The sequence below is a fragment of the Wenzhouxiangella psychrophila genome (assembly GCF_042310375.1).
Taxonomy (GTDB): Bacteria; Pseudomonadota; Gammaproteobacteria; order Xanthomonadales; family Wenzhouxiangellaceae; genus Wenzhouxiangella.
Genome location: NZ_JBHJMQ010000005.1, coordinates 147,940 through 167,400 on the forward strand (window position 1 = coordinate 147,940; position 19,461 = coordinate 167,400).

At 63.4% G+C, this 19,461-nt stretch carries 13 protein-coding genes; 8 read left to right on the plus strand and 5 right to left on the minus strand.

What is annotated here, in order from left to right:
- Positions 1-871: 871 nt before the first annotated feature.
- Positions 872-1,516 carry a fatty acid hydroxylase family protein gene (locus tag ACDC66_RS08485; RefSeq protein WP_376696275.1) on the plus strand — a complete coding sequence of 215 codons (645 nt, stop codon included), beginning with the start codon at positions 872-874 and terminating at the stop codon, positions 1,514-1,516.
- A gap of 149 nt (positions 1,517-1,665) precedes the next feature.
- Here the strand turns inward: ACDC66_RS08485 and ACDC66_RS08490 are convergent, their stop codons facing one another.
- From ACDC66_RS08490 to ACDC66_RS08500, 3 genes are all read right to left on the minus strand, one after another.
- Complete coding sequence (locus ACDC66_RS08490) at positions 1,666-2,325, minus strand: DUF2959 domain-containing protein (RefSeq protein ID WP_376696276.1); 660 nt, start codon at positions 2,323-2,325, stop codon at positions 1,666-1,668.
- Between the two features lie 170 nt (positions 2,326-2,495).
- Positions 2,496-5,657, minus strand: a complete 3,162-nt coding sequence (locus tag ACDC66_RS08495; RefSeq protein WP_376696277.1) for an efflux RND transporter permease subunit — start codon at positions 5,655-5,657, stop codon at positions 2,496-2,498.
- On the minus strand, positions 5,654-6,907 hold the full coding sequence (locus ACDC66_RS08500; protein WP_376696278.1) for an efflux RND transporter periplasmic adaptor subunit: 1,254 nt from the start codon (positions 6,905-6,907) through the stop codon (positions 5,654-5,656). The genes ACDC66_RS08495 and ACDC66_RS08500 overlap by 4 nt, the downstream gene beginning before the upstream one ends.
- Before the next feature lie 191 nt (positions 6,908-7,098).
- Between ACDC66_RS08500 and map the strand changes: the two genes are divergently transcribed.
- The 3 genes from map to dapD all read left to right on the plus strand — a co-directional run bounded on the left by map (position 7,099) and on the right by dapD (position 11,490).
- Positions 7,099-7,872 carry a type I methionyl aminopeptidase gene (gene map / locus ACDC66_RS08505; protein ID WP_376696279.1) on the plus strand — a complete coding sequence of 258 codons (774 nt, stop codon included), beginning with the start codon at positions 7,099-7,101 and terminating at the stop codon, positions 7,870-7,872.
- Positions 7,869-10,514 carry a [protein-PII] uridylyltransferase gene (gene glnD, locus ACDC66_RS08510; protein WP_376696280.1) on the plus strand — a complete coding sequence of 882 codons (2,646 nt, stop codon included), beginning with the start codon at positions 7,869-7,871 and terminating at the stop codon, positions 10,512-10,514. The genes map and glnD overlap by 4 nt, the downstream gene beginning before the upstream one ends.
- Before the next feature lie 139 nt (positions 10,515-10,653).
- The gene (gene dapD / locus ACDC66_RS08515; protein ID WP_376696281.1) at positions 10,654-11,490 is read left to right on the plus strand and encodes a 2,3,4,5-tetrahydropyridine-2,6-dicarboxylate N-succinyltransferase; all 837 of its coding nucleotides are present in this window, start codon (positions 10,654-10,656) and stop codon (positions 11,488-11,490) included.
- On the opposite strand, the gene ACDC66_RS08520 is transcribed toward dapD, so the two are convergent.
- Complete coding sequence (locus ACDC66_RS08520; protein ID WP_376696282.1) at positions 11,491-14,709, minus strand: efflux RND transporter permease subunit; 3,219 nt, start codon at positions 14,707-14,709, stop codon at positions 11,491-11,493.
- Entirely contained in the window at positions 14,706-15,731 is a 1,026-nt protein-coding gene (locus ACDC66_RS08525; RefSeq protein WP_376696283.1) for an efflux RND transporter periplasmic adaptor subunit, read from the minus strand. Before ACDC66_RS08525 ends, ACDC66_RS08520 begins: the two co-directional genes overlap by 4 nt.
- A 128-nt stretch (positions 15,732-15,859) precedes the next feature.
- On the opposite strand from ACDC66_RS08525, the gene ACDC66_RS08530 reads away from it, so the two are divergent.
- From ACDC66_RS08530 to ACDC66_RS08545, 4 genes are all read left to right on the plus strand, one after another.
- Positions 15,860-16,201 (plus strand): Spx/MgsR family RNA polymerase-binding regulatory protein, encoded by a 342-nt coding sequence (locus ACDC66_RS08530; protein WP_376696284.1) that lies wholly within the window; start codon positions 15,860-15,862, stop codon positions 16,199-16,201.
- A gap of 19 nt (positions 16,202-16,220) precedes the next feature.
- Positions 16,221-17,234, plus strand: a complete 1,014-nt coding sequence (locus tag ACDC66_RS08535; RefSeq protein ID WP_376696285.1) for a deoxyguanosinetriphosphate triphosphohydrolase — start codon at positions 16,221-16,223, stop codon at positions 17,232-17,234.
- A 5-nt stretch (positions 17,235-17,239) separates the two neighbouring features.
- A complete protein-coding gene (locus ACDC66_RS08540) occupies positions 17,240-17,779 on the plus strand; it encodes a gamma-glutamylcyclotransferase family protein (RefSeq protein ID WP_376696286.1) in 540 nt (179 codons plus the stop codon).
- A 232-nt stretch (positions 17,780-18,011) separates the two neighbouring features.
- Positions 18,012-19,400, plus strand: coding sequence for a carbohydrate porin (locus ACDC66_RS08545; protein ID WP_376696287.1), 1,389 nt, complete (start codon positions 18,012-18,014; stop codon positions 19,398-19,400).
- The last annotated feature ends 61 nt before the right edge of the window (positions 19,401-19,461 follow it).

The following is a 19,461-nucleotide window of genomic DNA, read 5'->3' on the forward strand; positions in this document are numbered from 1 at the left end:
GAATGTGCCACCTCGCTTGTCTGCCACGCGGGGTGATGGCGGGCGGTTCATCCACTTTCCTGTCGCTGGGGCGCTTGGAGACACCGAACGCGGTGCGGGCTTCGACACTTCAAATGCTGTTTCGCCCGGCCTGCTTCGCAGGCTCTTGCGGCGAGTTACTTTTTTCTCGCGCGAAAAAAGTAACCAAAAGCGCGCTTGAAAGATTGCGGATGCGCCGCAGGACTTATCAGACGTGCGGGCTTCAGGATTTTGCCTGCGTCTTCGCTCCTGATTGGTCGAATTGGGTGGTGTCTTCGGTAAAAAGCGGGCGTAGCCCGCACCGAAACGGTACGACTTCGAAGAGGCCAACTTCCATTCACCGCGGGGCAGGATAAGGCTAAAGGGCCATAGCGTCGAGTGTGGGCGCCCTGGCGCCGCTGTTGGCATTTATCGAGGTCGGGGCAAGCGGTCGGGCCACGCCAAGCCTTGAATCGAAGCCTCAACGAATCCGGCCGGGCACGAGCGAAGCCCCAATCGTAATCCTGTGAAGCCACTTCGCCAGAAGGCTGCTGAGTCGAATCCGTCTGTCTTTTAAGCGCGTTTTTCGTGCCTTTTTTCGCGCATGAAAAAAGGTACCCGCCATCAGCCTGCGGAGCAGGCGGGCGGAACCGCCTTTGACTTGTCGAAGCCGGCACAGCGGCCTCGGGGCAACGAGCTGTTTGCCGACAGGGCATTGAAGGCGCCACCGCGAGAGCGCGCGAAGCGTGCCGGGCGAAACTGCCTTTGACTTGTCGAGACCCGCACGACTTGCGGCTTCTCACGCCAAACTAATGCTACCTTGCGCAGACCCATCCCGCTTGCAGCACACCCACTGCAGTGGCAATCTGATTGCATGGTCAGCAACGCCGATTACCGAGCCGCCTATCGGCAGGAGAACATCGGCCCGAATTATTCGGGCAGAGCGCACTTCGCATTTGTGCTGGTTTTTACCCTGGGCGGCATCGCCCTTTGTGCATGGCGCCTGGAGTCGGTCTCGGAGCTGGAATGGCTGGCGATTCCGCTGACCTTTCTCTATGCCAACCTGGTCGAGTATGTCGGTCATCGCTGGGTCATGCATCGAAAAGTGCCCGGGCTGGGCCTGATCTACAAGCGACACGCCGGCCAGCACCACCGTTTCTTTACCGACCAGCACATGGCACTGGAGGGCTGGCGGGATTGCCGGGCGGTACTTTTCCCGGCCGTGCTCATGGTGTTTTTCTTCGGGGGGTTCGCTTTGCCGAGCGGCCTGTTGCTGGCCTGGTTGGCCTCGGCCAATGTTGCCTGGCTGTTTGTGGCCACCGCGCTGGGCTACTACCTCAACTACGAACTGCTGCATCTCGCCTATCATCTGCCCGAGGAGTCGAGGCTGTTGCAGTTTCCCTTCCTGCGCCGTCTGCGCCGCCTGCACCACCGCCATCACGACACGACCCTGATGACGGACAAGAACTTCAATATCACCTATCCGATCGGCGACTGGCTGTTTGGTACCCGGCTCTGAATGCTGGTCACCGCGCCATTCTTGTTGTCGTCCCGGCCTCCGAGCCGGGACCCCGCACGCCGGGTGTCTGTACGGCCTGACTGAGTGCCGCCGGATGTGTGCGAGGTCCCGGATAGCCGCGTTGCGGCTTCCGGGACGACAGAGGGTATCTATTCCAGCGCCTGAATGAACGCGTCGGCTTCGGCGATGGCCTCGTTCATGGCCTCGATCAGCGCGCGGGTGTCGGACTCGATGCTGTCGAGTTCGTCTCTGAGTGCGGAGATGGCCCGGGCGTTGAGGTTGTGCTTGAGAAACAGCACCTGGTCCTGGAAGGCCTGCAGCACCGGTTCCATTGTCGCCTCGGCTCGCTCCATGGCGGTGATCATGCGCTCGTAGCGATCCTGCGTTTCCTGCAGCAGTTTGGCCGAGCGGCGGCGGAGGTCCACGCTCTCGTAGTCGTCGAGTTCTTCCGACCATTCGTCGAACAGGTCCTCGGCCACGTCGCGGACTTCATCGATGCGTTCGCGTACTTGGTCGGCATCCCTGACGCTCCGCTGGTAGGCGCCGTCGAGGCGGTCGTAGAGATCTTCCAGTTCACGGCCGTCGAAAGCCACCGTGGCCCGGAACTGTTCCAGGGCGGAGGAGAACTGTTCCTTGGCGTCGTCCTGCGCGTCGCGGGCCGATTCGACCCGGCCGGACAGGATGTCGCGCTTTTCCACGCCAAAGGCTTCTAGCGTACGGTACTTGACGGTTTGGCAGCCGACCAGCGTGGCTAGCGCGAGAAGCAGCGCCAGGGCGGCCTGCATTGGAAATCGGATTACCGGGCGCATGAACTACTCCGATGGATTCATTGATCGCATTCTAACCGGTGTTCTCAGAATGTCGTCCCGGCCCTGAGTCGGGACCCCGCAAGTTTCCTTTCTGCACGGGCCCACTCATTGCCGGCCGAGATGTGCGAGGCCCCGGACAGGTGCTTCGCACCTTCCGGGACGACACGCGGTCAACCCTCCTGCGAGGCGACCATGCCGGTGCGTTTGCGCCCCAGGATGCGCTGCATGAAGTGGACTAAGTCATCGCCGATCAGGTAGAGAATCGGGATCAGGCCCAGCGTGATCACCGTGGCGAAGAGAATGCCGAAAGCCAGCGAGGTTGCCATCGGAATGACGATCTGGGCCTGCAGGCTGGTCTCGAAGAACACGATCGGTGCCAGGCCCAGGAAAGTGGTCGCCGAGGTCAGGATGATCGGGCGGAAGCGCGCGCGGGCGGCCTTGATGGCCGCATCGATGCGCGATTCGCCGGCGCGGCGATGGCGGTTGACGAAGTCGACCAGGATCAGGCTGTCGTTGACGACCACGCCCGCGAGCGCGACGATACCGAAGAAGCTGAGCATGCTGATCGGGATGCCCAGCAACAAGTGCCCGACAACGGCGCCGACCATGCCGAAGGGAATCACCAACATGATCATCAGTGGCTGCAGGTAGGAGCGCAGCGGCACGGCGAGCAGGGCATAGATCAGGAACAGGGCGAATAGCGTACCGAGCAGGAGTTCCTGCGCGACCTCCTGCTGGCTGCGTGTTGCCCCCGAGATCCGATAGTCGACGCTGGGGTAGCCGGCCAGGATCTCGGGCAGATGCGTTTCGCGCAGTTCGCTCGTGATGCGGCCGGGTTCGGCGACTTCCTTGTCGACCCGGGCGGTAACGCTGATCGAGCGCTCACGGTCGAAACGGCGAATGACCGAGGGACTGCTGCCGGACTTGACTTCGGCGACTGCTCCGAAGGGCACTTCCGTGCCGTCGGGCGTGCGGATGCGCATGTCTTCCAGGTAGCCCTCCGAGGTGCGCTGCTCGCGCGGGTAGCGGACCATGACGCGCACGTCGTCCTGGCCGCGCTGAATGCGCTGGACTTCCTCGCCGAAGAAGGCCTGGCGGACCTGGCGCGCGAGGTTCTGCTGGCTCATGCCCAACGCCTCGGCCTCGGGCTTGATGTCGAGCTGCAGCTCCCTGAGGCCGCCCTCGAAGGAGTTGCGTACGTCGTAGGTACCTTCGTAGGCGTTTACGCGGCTTTCGAGTTCGGCCGCGGCGGCTTCGAGCTGGCCGAGATTGTTGCCGACGAGCTGGAAGGAAATATCCGGTCCGCCGCCGCCCGGGCCGCCGCCGGCGTTGCCGATGCGCAGGCCGCGCGCGCCGGGGATCTGGCCGACCGCGTTGCGCCATTCGCGCTCGAGTTCGGTGATCGTGACCGGGCTGTCTTCGTTCTTGGTCAGTTCGATGAGCATGCCGCCGGTCGTGTCCGAGCCCGACCAGGCGAAGACGGTCCGCACGATGTCCTCCTCAAGGCCGTATTCTTCGCGCAGCTTCCGGTCGGTGCTTTCCAGTTTTTCGGCCAGCAGGTCCATGTTGGCGTGGGTGACGTAGGCCGGCGTGCCCTCGTTCATCTCCAGGTCGACCTGCATGAAGTCGCCAGCGAAGTCGGGGAAGAACACCACGCGCATCAGGCCGCTGACGATCAGCCCCAGCGACAGGATCAAGACGGAGATGAAGCCCGCCAGCGCCAGATAGCGGTTGCGCAACAGCACGCCCAGCGACGGCAGGTAGAAGCGGTCGATGAAGGTGTAGAGACCGTCGGAAAAGCGCCTCTGGAAACGGATGAAGCGGTTGGTCGTGTCCGGCTCGTGTTTCTTGACGCGCATATGCGCCAGATGGGCTGGCAGGATCAGCTTGGACTCGACCAGCGACATGAACAGGCAAAGCACCACGACCCAGCCGATGGCGGCGAAGAACTGGCCGGAGATGCCGGAGATCATCAGGATCGGCAGGAAGGCGGCGATGGTCGTCAGCACCCCGAAGGTGGCCGGGATGGCCACCTTGTAGACACCCTTGACCACGTTGTCCACCGAGTGACCGTGGTTGCGGATCTCGGTATAGGCCGACTCGCCCATGACGATGGCGTCGTCGACCACGATGCCCAGCACCACCAGGAAGCCGAACAGGCTGATCAGGTTGATGGTCACGCCGAAGGCCGGCAGCATCCACAGCGCGCCCAGGAAGGCGACCAGCAGGCCGACCATCACCCAGAAGGCGAGCTTCAGGCGCAAAAACAGCGTGAGAATGAGAAAGACCAGGATCGCGCCGGCGACGAGGTTCTTGCCCATCATCTCCATGCGGCCCTGCAGGTAGTAGGAGATGTCCGCCCACCAGTCGACGCTGATGCCGGACGGCAATTCCGACTGTTTTTCGGCGATGTAGTCGCGCACGGCCTGGGAAACGGCCAGCGCGTTCTGCTCGCCCACGCTGAGCACGCGAATGGCGTTGGCCGGCTGACCGTTATGGCGGGAGTAGCGCGCGCGTTCGACGAAGCCGTCGTCGATATTGGCGATATCCCGCAATAGGATTTTCGAGCCGTCGGGGTTGCTGCGCACGACGATTTCCTCGAAATCCCGACCGACGTAGGCCTGGCCGACGGTTCTGAGCAGAACGTCGCCGCCCGCGGTCTCGATGCGCCCGCCGGGCAGATCGAGGGACGATTCGCGGATCGCCTGCGCCACCTCGCTCAGGGTCAGGTCGTAGGCGCGCAGCGTTTCCTCGCGCACCTCGATGCTGATCTCGTAGTCGCGCGTGCCCACCAGTTCCGCTCGGGTGACCGGGGGCAGGGCGATGATTTCGTCGCGGATCTCGCGGGCGGCCTCCTTGAGCGTGCGCTCGCCGACGTCGCCGAAAACCGAGACCCAGATGACCTGCTGCGTGAAGGTGTCGCGCTGGTAGATGGGGCGTTCGGTTTCGGCCGGGAAGGTCGATATGGAATCCACACGGGTCTTTATCTCGTCGAGCACTTCGAGCACGTCGTAGTCCTGGTCGACTTCGACCTGCACGCTGCCCGAACCCTCACGACCGGTCGATACGATCTCCTCGATGCCTTCGAGGTCCTGAATCGCCTCCTCGATCTTGATCAGCACGCCCTGTTCGACATCGCGCGGTGTGCCGCCGCGGTAGGGCACGGTGACCGTGACATAGTTGGTCTCGATCTGCGGCTGGATTTCCTTGGTGATCGTGAACGCGGTGACTATGCCGCCGACGAGCAGGCACAGCATCAGCAGGTTGGCCGCCACCGAGTTGTGGGCGAACCAGGCAATGATGTTGCCGTACCAGTTGCGTTCGAGGCTCATTGCGCGTCCTCCTCTTGCGCGGCGACTTCCTGCTTCGTGCCTTGATCCTCTTCCTGTGCGGGCAGGATGCGCAGTGCGGGTTCGTCCGAGCCGGACTCGCGAACGTTGAGCTTGCTGCCGGCAATCGGCGCGGCGATGGCGGTGGTGATGACGCGCTCGCCGGGCTCGATGGAATCGGCCAGGTAGACGCGTTGGGGCGTCGAACGCACGACGTTGACCTTGCGGATTTCCAGTCGATCGTCTTCATCCGCGATGAACAGCCGGTTGTCGTCCCGCAGGGCCTCGCGCGGCAACTCCATCAAGCCCGCCGCCGATCGCCCGCGAATTTCGGCCTGCACGTAGGTGCCCATGGGCAGGGGTACGCTGCGGTCTTTTACGAGCAGGCCGTAGGGGTCCTCGATGCGGGCTACGGCATAAGTCAGGCGGCTGGTTTCATCGACCACGCCTTCGGTGCGCACGATTTCGCCCGTCCAGCTGCCGCGCTCGCCGCTGACATCGGCGTAGAAGCGAACGGTCGGCGTGGGCTGGTCGTTTCGTCCGGGCTTCGGCAGGTTCACGAATGCCAGGTCGCGGTCGGGCAGTGGAAGCCGAACCTCGGCGACGTCCACGGCAAAGGCCCGCCCCAGGGTCGTGCCGGCACTCACGTACTGGCCGATATTGACCGAGCGCTCGCGCACCATGCCGTCGTAGGGCAGGGAGATGCGCGTGCGCTCGAGGTTGCGCTCGGCCCGGGCCAGGTCCGCCTCGGCGGCCTGCACGGCGGCTCGCGCCTGTTCGAGCTGCGGAATGCGCAGCACCAGTGGCGGTGGTTCACCCTCATTGCCGTGCAGCTTGCGCCAGTCGCGCCGTGCCTGGTCCGACCGTGCCTGCTCGTCCGACAGGCGGGCACGCGCCGCGGCCAGGTCGGCCTCGGCCCGTTTGACTGCCGTTTTGTAGTCGCTCGGGTCGATCTCGACCAGCACCTCGCCGGCACGGAAGAATCCACCGGCGACGAAGGCATCCGAGATTCGATTGACCTTGCCGCTGACTTCGGGCACCAGCGTGGTCTGCGTGCGCGGCTGAACGGTGCCCTGAGCAGCCACGATGAAGTGGTCTCCGGCCTTCTCGGCGGGGATCGTGTCGACGAGCATGGCGGTTTCCACCGGCTCACGCTCGGGTGGCTCGGGGCGGTTGCTGGCCAGAATGACGACGACGATGATCGAGGCGACGACCAGCACCGGCGGCAGTGCGTATTTGAGGATTTTATTCATGGGGTTCGCGTGTCCCGGATCGCGATGTTCGTGCAATTGATTCCAGTGGCGGTCATCGTGCCATTTCCATCTTGCCCGACACACGTGCCAAAAGGCATGAATCGATCGTCATACCGACTGGAAAACCCTGCTGCCGACGCTATCCAGGGTGCTTTCGGGTAGACTGTCGCCGGTTTGCATTAGATTGGTCAATGAATCATCAAGTTCACATCAAAAAGCCCGAGGAAATCGAGGCCATGCGCGTCGCCGGCCAGCAGGCTGCGAGCGTCCTGGCCCTGCTGCGCGAACATGTTCGTCCTGGCGTGACCACCGGCGAACTCGACCGCATCGCGCACGAGTACATCGTCGACGAGCTCGGCGCCGTGCCGGCGCCGCTCGACTACAAGGGCTTCCCGAAATCGATCTGCACCTCGGTCAACCACGTGGTCTGCCACGGCATTCCCGGTGACAAGAAGCTCAAGGACGGCGATATCCTCAATATCGACGTTACCGTCATCAAGAACGGTTGGCACGGCGATACGTCCAAGATGTTCCATGCCGGTGAACCGTCGGTGAAGGCGCGCCGTATCTGCGACGTGGCGCACGAGGCACTAGTTCGCGGGATCGAAACGGTGAAGCCGGGCGCGACGCTGGGCGATATCGGGCACGCGATCCAGCAGTACGCCGAGGGCGAGCGCTGCTCGGTGGTGCGGGAATACTGCGGCCACGGCATCGGCCGGGGGTTTCACGAGGCACCACAGGTCCTTCACTACGGCCGGCCGGGCCAGGGCATGGTGCTCGAGCCGGGCATGACCTTCACGATCGAGCCGATGATCAACCTCGGCAAGCGTCACACCAAGCTGCTGCCGGATGGATGGACCGTGATCACCCGTGATCGCAGCCTTACCGCCCAGTGGGAACACACCCTGGCGGTGACCGACGACGGTTACGATGTCCTGACGCAGCTGCCCGACGATCCGCTGTGACCGAGCGATTGAGCGCAGTTCCGGCCACCCGCGACTGCCTCGACCTCGCGGCGCTGGACGCACTGGATGCCGACCCCGATACCCTCAGCGCTGCGCTGGGCCGGGCGCGCGAGCATGCCGACGCCGAACTGAGCCGCCAGTTCGCTGACGGTACGGATATCCGCGACCTGGTCCAGGCCCGGGCCTGGGTGGTCGAGCGGCTCATCCTCACCGCCTGGGATCGGCTGGCCCCGTCCGACAGCGGGCTCGAGCTGTGCGCAGTTGGCGGTTTCGGGCGTGGTGAACTGCACCCGCACTCCGACGTCGACCTTCTGATACTGCTGCCGGACGATGACGATCCGGACGCCGGGGCGCTCGAGCAGTTCATTCAGGTGCTGTGGGACGCGGACCTGCATCCCGGGCAGAGCGTCCGAAGCGTCGATGGATGCGTCGAGGAGGCGCGTGCGGATGTCGGCGTGGCGACCAACCTGATGGAGTCGCGCCTGATGGCCGGCGAAGGCCGGCTGTATCGGCAGATGCGCGAGCGGACCGATGCCCCCGCGCTGTGGCCGGCCGATGAATTCTTCTCGGCCAAGCTCGAGGAACAGGACGACCGCCACGAGCACTTCGAGGACACCGTCTACAACCTCGAGCCGAACCTCAAGGAAGGACCAGGCGGGCTACGCGACATGCAGATGATCGCCTGGGTGACGCGCCGCCATTTCGGCACGTCGACTCTGCACGGCCTGGTCGAGCATGGTTTTCTGAGCGAGCGCGAGCATGAGGACCTGGTGGCTTCGCGCGAACACCTGTGGCGCCTGCGCTGGGCACTGCACGAGACGGCCGGCCGCGCGGAAGAGCGCCTTCTATTCGAATATCAGCGTCGGCTGGCCGAGACCTTCGGCTACGGCGACTGCAGCGAGAGCAACGAGCCGGTCGAGCGCTTCATGCAGGTCTATTACCGCAATGTGATGCAGCTGGAACGGCTCAACGAGCGGCTGCTGCAGAGTTTTGACGAGGAGTTGCTGGCCGGGCGCCGCCACCTCCCCTCGGCCGATATCGATGAGCACTTTCGAATCCATCACGGCTACCTCGAGCTCAAGGATCCGCACGCCCTGGTCCAGCATCCTGCGCTGATCATGCGCATGTTCCTGGTGCTCGCCGATCATCCGGACGTGCGCGGCGTTCGGGCCACCACCATTCGCATGGTGCGCGAGCATCTCTACCTGATCGACGATGATTTTCGCCGGGATCCGGAAATCCTCAACTGCCTGCTGGCCCTGCTGCGCCGCGAGCGCCTGGTCTACAGCCAGCTCGCGCGCATGAACCGCTATGGGGTGCTGGCCGCATTGTTGCCCGAGTTCGCCCAGATCACCGGGCGCATGCAGTTCGACCTGTTCCACGTCTACACGGTCGACCAGCACACCCTGTTCGTGATTCGCAACCTGCGACGCTTTGCCTACGCCAAGCACCCGGATCGCTTCAACCACGCCATCGAGATCTTCAAGCATATCGAACGTCCGGAAGTGCTCTACCTGGCCGCGCTCTTTCACGATATCGCCAAGGGCCGGGGCGGTGATCATTCCGAGCTGGGTGCCGAGGATGCCAATGGCTTCGTCGATCGTCTCGAAATGGCGGATGCCGATCGCGACCTTGTTGTCTGGCTGGTGCGCCAGCACCTGTTGATGTCGCGGACCAGTCAGCGCGAGGATATTTCCGATCCGGAGGTCGTCAACGCGTTTGCCGAAACGGTGGGTGATCAGCGCCATCTCGATCATTTGTTTGTCCTGACCGTGGCCGATATCGCCGCGACCAGTCCCCGGCTGTGGAATTCGTGGAAGGACAGCCTGCTGTGGGAGCTCTACGTGGCTACGACCGAAGCCCTGCGCCGCGGGCTCGAGCACCCCGTCGATCGCCAGGCGAGCCTGGACGAGACCCGCAGTGAAGCGCTCGCGCTGCTGCAAGACCTGGACGTGAATCCCGAAACCGTCGAGGATTGCTGGCGGTCGTTGCCGGACCGGGCTTTCCTTCGTTTGGACGCCGAACAACTGGTCTGGACGACGCGGGAAGTATTGGGCAGCCAGTCACTGCCGCTGGTGGCATGCCGAAGGCTGGAAGACAAGGGCATCAGCGAGATCTTCGTGCACGCCGGGGATTTCGCCGGCCTGTTCGCGGTCGTGGCGCGTGAACTCGACCGCATGCAGCTCAACGTCATGGGTGCTCGCGTGATCACCACCGACGACGGCAAGAGCTGGGATATCTTCCAGGTCATGGACTCGCATAACCAGCCCCTGTACGACTCGGATGCCGAACGCCTGAGGCATTCCCTGGTCGATCAGCTCGACGCACGTGAGGTTCGCCCGCTGCCGCCAAGACCGGTGCCGCGCCGGCTCCAGCCCTTCATGGGGCGCTCCGAGATCAAACTGTCGGCCGGCGACGGCGTGACCGACCTGGAAATCGCGGCCACCGATCGCCCGGGCCTGCTGTCGGCCATCGCCGAAGCCCTGGTTGCCCACGGCCTGCGCCTGCACGACGCCCGCGTGGCCACCTTCGGCCAGCGCGTGGAAGACGTGTTTACCATCACCGACGCCGACGGCCGGCCGCTCGACCGCGACGCCTGCGATCGGCTTGAGGGGGAGCTGCGGAAGCGGTTGGATGTGTGAAGGGTTCAGTGTTCAGGGTTCAGGAAATGAAGGGGTTCGGTGTTCAGGGTTCAGGGTTCGGGAAAAGAAAGCGTTCAGGCAACCAAGGGACTGCGCTATCCTGACTTCCGGAACCCCGAATCCCGAACCCCGAACCCTTATGTTGACCGATCTCGATAAACTCAAATCCGCCATCGAATCCGCCTGGGACCGCCGCGGCGATCTTTCGCCCGAGACGGCCGACGATGAACTGCGCGGGCAGATTGATACCTGCCTGCAGGGACTGGAAAATGGCGAGCTGCGCGTGGCCGAGCCCGGCTCGGACGGCGACTGGCAGGTCAACGGCTGGCTCAAGCAGGCCATCCTGCTGCATTTTCGTCTCACGCCCAATCGCGTGATGGCAGGCGGCGTCAGCAACTACTTCGACAAGGTCGATCTGCGTTTCACCGACGAGGGCGACTCTCCGGAGAAGTGCGGTGCTCGGGTGGTGCCGACGGCGACCGTCCGACGCGGGGCGCATATCGGCGACGACGTCGTGCTCATGCCCAGCTACGTCAATATCGGTGCCTACGTCGGCGCCGGCAGCATGATCGATACCTGGGCGACGGTGGGCTCCTGTGCCCAGATCGGATCGGGTGTGCATCTTTCCGGCGGTGCAGGCATCGGCGGCGTGCTCGAACCCCTGCAGGCCAATCCCACGATCATCGAGGACGGCTGCTTCATCGGCGCGCGCTCGGAAGTGGTCGAGGGCGTGATCGTCGAGAAAGGCGCGGTGGTTGGTATGGGTGTTTTCCTGGGCCAGTCCACGCGCATCTACAACCGTGACACCGGCGAGATCACAACCGGTCGCGTGCCGGCCGGATCGGTTGTGGTGGCCGGCAGTCTCCCCGCCGAGGACGGCAGCTACAGTTTGTATGCGGCCGTTATCGTGAAGCAGGTCGATGAGAAGACCCGCTCGCGGACTTCGGTCAACGAACTATTGCGCGCCGCCCGCTGATCAGGTTTTAACCTCGCGTTCGCCGATGAACACGTAGTAGAGCAGGGGAATCAGCAGTACGGTCATCACGGTCGACACCGCCAGGCCGAAGATCAGCGAGATCGACAGGCCGTTGAAGATCGGGTCGGGCAGGATGAAGGCCGCACCCAGCATGGCCGAGATCGCGGTCAGCGCGATCGGTTTGAGCCGGACCACACCGGCCAGCACCACAGCGTCTTCCAGAGATTCGCCCTCGTCGAGCAACTGCCGGATGAATACCACCAGCAGGATGGAGTTGCGCACGATGATGCCGGCGAGCGCAATCATGCCGATCATGCTGGTGGCGGTGAATTCGCGCCCGAGCAGGGCATGGCCGGGCAGGATGCCGATCAGCGTGAGCGGAATCGGGGCCATGACGACCAGCGGGATCAGATAGGCGCGGAACTGCGCGACCAGCAGCAGGAAGATCACGAACACGCCCACGGCATAGGCGAGGCCCATGTCGCGGAAGGTCTCGTAGGTGATCTGCCATTCGCCGTCCCACTTCAGCGCCGGCGTGCCCGGCCAGTCGGGCTGCTTGATCCAGTACTGCGTTGGCGCGTTCGTCTGGTCGTAGAGCTCGGAGGCCAGGGCGAACATGCCGTAGAGCGGCGAGTCGATGTCACCGGCCATGTCGGCGGTGACGTAGGTGACCGGCAGCAAGTCCTTGTGCTGGATGATGCCCGGCCACTGCGATTGCTCGATGCGGGCCACGTCGGCCAGGCGGATCAATTCACCGTCGCGGCTCATTACCGGCAGCGACATCAGGGCGGCGGGCTGTGCCTTGTCGCCTTCGTCGAGGATGACGCGAATGGGCACGGCGTGCTTGGCGCCTGGGTCGCGCAGGTAGCTGACGTTGCGCTCGCCGAGGGAAACGGCCAGGGCGTCGACCACCTGGGCCTGGGAAATACCCAGGGTGGCCGCGCGGTGGCGATCAATCACCACTTGCCAGCGCTCCGTGGGTGCAGTGACGGTTGTGTCGATATCGACCAGGCCGTCGATGCCGGCCATTTGCGCGGCCAGCGATTGGGCCTGCTCCGCGCGCGCCTCGGGCGTGGGGCCGTAGACTTCGGCGACCACCGGCGAGAGCACCGGCGGGCCGGGCGGGACTTCGACGATCTTCACCGCCGCCCCGTGCCGCTTGCCGATTTCGGTCAGCGGGCCGCGCAGGTCGAGCGCGATTTCGTGCGACTGACGGTCCCGGTCCTCGACCAGGTTGATCTGCAGATCGCCATGGTAGGGCTCGCCCCTGAGATAGTACTGGCGGACCAGGCCGTTGAAGTTGATCGGCGAGGCGGTGCCGGCGTAGGCCTGCCAGTTGGTGACCGAATCGACGTCGGAGAGATAGTCGCCCATGGCCATCAGCACCCGCATGGTTTCTTCCATTGGCGTGTGTTCGGGCATGTCGACGACGACCTGCAGCTCCGACTTGTCGTCGAAGGGCAGCATCTTCAGTACCACCGCCTGGAATATCGGCAGCAGCATCACGAGCAGGGTGAGCCCCACGACGCCGCCGGCCAGCAGCCATCGATTCCTGCGCTTGTCGCCCAGGAAGGGGGTGAAAATCGACGAGAAGATGCGATGCAGGCGCGGGTTGATGCCCTCGATCGAGCTTTCTCTTCGTTCGACCGTGCTCTCCTCGGAGCCCTTGTCGCGACGGAGCAATCGTACGGCCAGCCAGGGGGCGACCACGAAGGCCACCACCTGCGAGAGCACCATGCCGGCGGAGGCGTTGATCGGGATCGGGCCCATATAGGGGCCCATCAGGCCGGTGACGAAGGCCATGGGAAGGAGGGCGGCCATGACCGTCAGGGTGGCCATGATGGTGGGGGTGCCCACCTCGTCGACTGCTGCCGGCACGATCTCCCGGATCGGTCGCTTCGAAATGCTGATGCGGCGGTGTACGTTCTCGACGATGACGATGGCGTCGTCGACCAGGATGCCGATCGAGAAGATCAGCGCGAACAGGGAAACGCGGTTGAGTGTGAAGCCCCAGGCCCAGGAAAACACCAGCGTCAGCAGCAGGGTAACCAGTACCGAGGTACCTACGATCAGCGCCTGGCGCCAGCCCATGGTGGCCAGCACCAGCAAGATAACGGCCACCGTTGCCGAGATCAGGTCGCGAATCAGCGAGCGGGCCTTGTCCGAGGCGGTCTCGCCGTAATTGCGGGTAACCAGCACCTCGGTGTTGTCGGGGATGACGCGGCCCTTCAGGGTGTCCAGGCGTGTTTTGACGGCATCGGCAATGTCGATGGCGTTCTCGCCCGGTTTCTTGGCCACGGCGAGGGTGACGGCCGGATAGATCTGCCCCTGGCCGTGCTCGCTGCCCGGGCCGAAGCCGAGCATGACGCTCTGGTCGGGCACCGTCTCGCCGCGGCGGACTTGGGCGACGTCGCCAAGGCGCACCGCCGTGTCGCCGTGCAGGCCGACGACCAGGCGCCGAACCTGCTCGGCGGTCTCCAGCAAGCTGCCGGGCTGCAGCGGAATGGACACGCCGTCGCGCACAATGCGCGATTCGCCGGCGGCGCTGTTGGCCGCCTGGATGGCATCACGAATATCGGCTAGGGTCAGTCCGTAGCCAGCCAGGCTGGCCGGGTCGAAGACCACGTCCACTCGGTCGGGAATGCCGCCGACGGTGTAGACGTCGCGCGTGCCGGGTACCCGTTTGAGCGCCACTTCCAGGGTGTGGGCCAGGCGGGTGAGTTCCTCGCCGGTCTGGCGCCGGTCCGGATCGTAGAGGGTGAGCGTGACGATCGGGACATCGTCGATGCCCTTGGGCTTGACCACCGGTTGCCCGGCCCCGAGATCGGCCGGGAACCAGTCGCTGTTGGAATAGACCTTGTTGTAAAGGCGGACCAGGGCATCCTGGCGGGGAATGCCCACCTCGAATTCGACGGTGATCACCGCCTGGCCCTGGCGGGAAGTCGAGTAGACGTGCTTGACGCCCGAGATCTCGTCGAAGATCTGTTCGCCGGGGTTGGTGATCAGAAATTCGACCTCCTCGGCGCTGGCGCCGGGGAAAGGCACGAAGACATCGGCCATGGTGACGTCGATCTGCGGCTCTTCCTCCTTGGGCGTGACGACCACGGCGAGCAAACCGGCAATAATGCCCACGGCAGCCAGTAGCGGCGTCAGGCGGGAATCCTGAAAGGCGCGTGCGATGAATCCGGACGGGCCCATGCTCGTCTGGTGTTCGCTCATTGTGACGCGTCCCGGGCGAAAATGGCCTCGGGGTCGAGCGCGACCTCTTCGCCTTCATCCAGGCCCGAAAGGACTTCCAGGCGGTCATCGTCGCGCGCGCCGATTCGGACCTGGCGCAGCCGGGGCTCGCCGGACTCGCCGCGTACGAACACGGCACGCAACTCGCTGCGCCGGAGCAGGCTATCTGCCGGAATCCAGAGCGCCTCTCGTCGCTCGACCGGCAGCATGACGCGTACGAGCTGGCCGGGGTAGACGCCCAGATCGCCGTTGTCGACGGCAATCCGGACGGTCACGCCGTGGCCGATCGTATCGGCGAAGGGGAACCGGGTGATCTTGCCGGTGGTGAGTTCACGGCCGCTGTCGAGCACGACCCGCAATTGGCTACCGTCACCGTCGATCCGGTCGATGTAGCGCTGCGGCACCGAGGCAACCGCGCGCAGCGGATCGAGCGCGAAACCGCTCAGCAGGGGCTGGCCCGGACGAACGGATTCGCCGATTTCGACATGACGGGCCGTAATAATGCCGCCGTAGGGCGCGGTCACGCGCGTGTAATCGAGTTGCTCATTGGCCTCTTCGATGGCGCTGCGCGCTCGCGCCACGCGTGCGCGAGCGGCGCTGAGCGCGTTTCGGGCCTGGTCCAGGTCGGACTGGGATGCGACGCCGCGCTCTGCTAACGGTTCGATGCGCTCGTAGCGCTGGCGGGCGTCCTCGAGACCGGATTCGGTTTCTTCCAGGTCGGACCGGGCTTGCTCGAGCCGGGCGCGCTGCTCCGTGTCATCCAGTCGGGCGATGAGTTCCCCGGCCTCCACGACGTCATCCACGTCATAGGGCAGCGCGACGACGGTTCCGGCGGTTTGTGCCGAAACGGTACTTTCCTGAACGGCCTCGATCACGCCGTCGAGCCGCACTGATTCGACCAGGCTGGCCCGCTCCACCGGCACCCATTCAACGGCGCCGGCCGGTGGCGACAGCGACGCGAACCCTGTGACTACGGCGGCCATGACAATCAAACGCGCTTTCATGACATTCCCCATGATTCCGATTCTATTATATTAGCATAATGCGATATAATGTCGCCAGTCCGCATTCCAATGAGGCGTATGCTGCGCGTTCACTTGAGCTTCACCCGGCCTGCTCCCACATCCATTTCATGATCGACGTTTACGGTATCGGAAATTGCGACGCTTGTCGCAGGGCGTGCAAGTGGCTCGAGCAGTCCGGGCGGGCCTATCGCTGGCACGATCTCCGCACCGACGGCATCGACGAGTCGACGCTCCGGGGCTGGATCGATGCCGTCGGGCTCGAAAAGCTGGTCAATCGGCGTTCGACGACCTGGCGAAGCCTCGATGAGAACGATCGGGCGCGTGCATTGGACGGGGGCGCTGCCCCAGCGCTTCTTCTTCGTCATCCCACGCTGATCAAGCGCCCGGTTTTCGAACTGGCTGAGGCGGTAATGGTCGGCTTCACCGATTCGGTCAAGCGCGCACTGTAGACTGTCAGGCATGGATGCAATGGCCGCGCGCCCTCCGTTGAGTACCGTCACCCGCGAGCAGCGTGAAGCCCGCGAGGAATGGCTCTCGCCGTTGGCCACCCGCTCCAGCGCGAGCCGGGGGCGAGCGCGGGAAGAGGCACCCGACCCGTACCGCACGGAATTCGAGCGGGATCGCGACCGGATTCTGCATTCCAAGGCTTTCCGGCGGCTGAAGCACAAGACGCAGGTATTCATCAATCCGGAAGGCGACCATTTCGTCACTCGCATGTCGCATACCCTGCAGGTGACACAGGTCGCCCGCGCAATATCGGCTGCCCTCGGGCTCAATGAAACCCTGACCGAAGCGATCTGCCTGGCGCACGACTGCGGCCACACACCCTTCGGTCACACGGGTGAGGCGGCGCTTTCGGACTACATCGACGATGGCGAGTGGTTGCACTCGGAGCAGGGCGTGCGCATTTTCCGGGTGCTCGAACCGCGCAACCTGAGCTGGGAGGTGCTCGACGGAATTCGCGCCCACACCTGGCGGGTCAAGCCGCCGCCGCATACGCCGGAGGGCTGGGTCTGTCGTTATGCCGATCGCATCGCGTATCTCAATCATGACCTTCAGGACGCTCTCCGCGCCGGTGTGATCAGGACTTGCGACGTACCGTCCGAGGTCATCGATGTGCTGGGCCCATTGGAAGGCCGCAGCTGGATCAACGCCATGATCGAGGCGGTCATCGAGGAATCGATCGAGCGGGGCAAAGTCGTGATGCGCGCCGATGTGCTGCAGGCCATGAAACAATTTCGCGAGTTTATGTTCGAGCGCGTCTACCTGCGGCCGGAAGCGGTGGCGCAGAACGAGCGCGCCCGCAGCGTGATTCACCAACTGGTTGACCACCTGCTTGCCTATCCCGAACAGATTCCCGAGACCTACTGCATCGCCGATGCCGATCCGCTCACGCAGGTACTCGATTACGTTGCGGGCATGACCGATCGCTACGCACTGAACTTGTACGATCGACTGTTTCGGCCGCACGGACTCGTGTAAGCGTCATGCCGAGCGGGCGGCAACGAATATACCTGGCCTACGGCTCGAACCTGCACCCGCGCCGACTCGAGGCGCGCGTCGGCCCGGCCGATATTCTTGGTACGGTGGCACTACCCGGCTGGCAACTTCGCTTCGACAAGCGCGGCGGCGATGGCTCGGCCAAGGCGAATCTCAGACCATGTCCAGGGGGCGCCCAAACGGTTCATGCCGCGCTCTTCGCCCTCTATCCCGAGCAGGTCGGCAGACTGGATGTGTTCGAGGGTTGCGGCCGCGGCTACGAAACGTTTCTGATGAACGTCGAGCATGCCGGTCAAGAATTGGACGTATTTACCTACCTCGCGCCGTCGCAATGGCGATCCGACGCCGTGCTGCCCTTCGATTGGTATGTCGACCTGATTGCGGCAGGCGCGCGCTTTCATGGGTTTGATGAGTCATATATACAACAAATCGCGCGCCATTCTTCACGCAAGGATCCCGACGTCAACAGGGCGCGTTCGGCGCTTCTCGGCATGCGATTGCCGCTGCGACGCCCTTACCGTGAGTGAGGTATCCCGTACGGGATGAAGTGGATAAGTGTTTGCGTCCACTTATCGGCGTCTGTTAAGGTTGCATTAATCACGAGCTTCTGCAGCGCGTTCGAGCTGGAACGAAACAAGGAGTTCCTTTTTGCTCCACGCGCTTGTCGAGACAAGTGCGGTCAAAGAAAACTCCCAGGATTCATTCGGGCTCGACTGCAGCTGCCGAAGAAACCAATGTCAGACATTTAGGGAGAGGAACATGCGAAAGCCATCCTGGTTGAGAGTCTCTGCATTCCTGATTATGGCCTGTGCGATGTCATCCGCCTCTGCTTCGGAAGGGCAGGACGAGGCCGACATGCTCAAGGAACAGATCGACCGCATGCAGCAGCAGCTTCTCGAAATGCGACAGCAACTCGACGAGTTGCGCGCTGAACGTGACGAAGAAGAAGAGAAGCGTGAAGACATGGAGTCGCGCCTGGCCGAAGTTGAAGAAGGCGACGCTGATCAGGAAAAGGTCAAGGAAATCGCGGCCGAGACCTACGACGAGAAAAAATCCACCGAGATCGATGTCGGTGGCGCCGTCAGGTTCCAGTATGTCCTCGAAGACTATAACGATCTTTCGAAGGACAACAACGGCACGTTCGAGATGGATACCGTTCGCCTGAACTTTGACGGTACCGTGGGTGACGTGATTCTTTCGGCCGAGTGGCGCTGGTACCAGTACATGAACGTTATTCACCACGCCTGGGCCGGCTACGACTTCAGCGATTCACTGCAGGGCCAGGTCGGCGTCAACCAGGTGCCCTTCGGTGTGACGCCGTATAACTCACACAGCTTCTTCTTCAGCTCGAATTATTATCTCGGGCTCGAAGACGACTATGACTTCGGTGCCAAGCTGATTTACGACGAGGGGCCGCTGAACATCCAGGGTGCGTTCTACTGGGGCGACGAACTGGGCAGCTCCGACAGCTATCTCGGCTTTGACGGTGGTGACTTTCCGGACTTCCTGAACGACCGCTATTCCTACGACATCGTCGGGGTACGGGATCCGGGTGAAGGCACGTTCGCCACCCCGTCAAATTTTGCGTTCGACAGCAACATTGCCAACGGACGCGTCGCCTACACGCTCGGTCACGGAACGGACTATTCCACAGAGCTCGGCTTTTCCGCCCAGTACGGTGACGTCAAGGGCGGCGGTGCAGACGGCATCGGTAGCCAGTCGGCCTTTGCTGCCCACCTGGTTGGTAACTACGGTCCGTGGAATATCCAGCTTCAGGCTACCGAGTACGAGTACGACATGGATAATGACTCGGGTCGCATGGCAGTCGGTGCCTATGACTTCTTCGACACCATCGCGGCGGAAGCCACATCGTACACCGGTAACGTGGCCTACAGCCTCCCCGTTAACTGGGGTCCGGTTTCGAACCTGACCTTCTACAACGACTATTCTCTGGTCACGGACAAGTCCGGCGGCCTTGAAGACACCTGGATGAACGTCAGCGGTGTGGCCGTGACGTCCGGTGGCCTGTATACCTATATCGACCTGATCCTGGCTGAGAATCAACCGTTCATCGGCGGTTCCATGGATTCGGCCACCGAACCTGGCACCAACACTCGGTTCAATATCAACTTCGGATACTACTTCTAAAACCAGTGAACCGACTCGGCCCAATGTCCGCATGCCATTGTCCATGGCGAACGCGGCATTG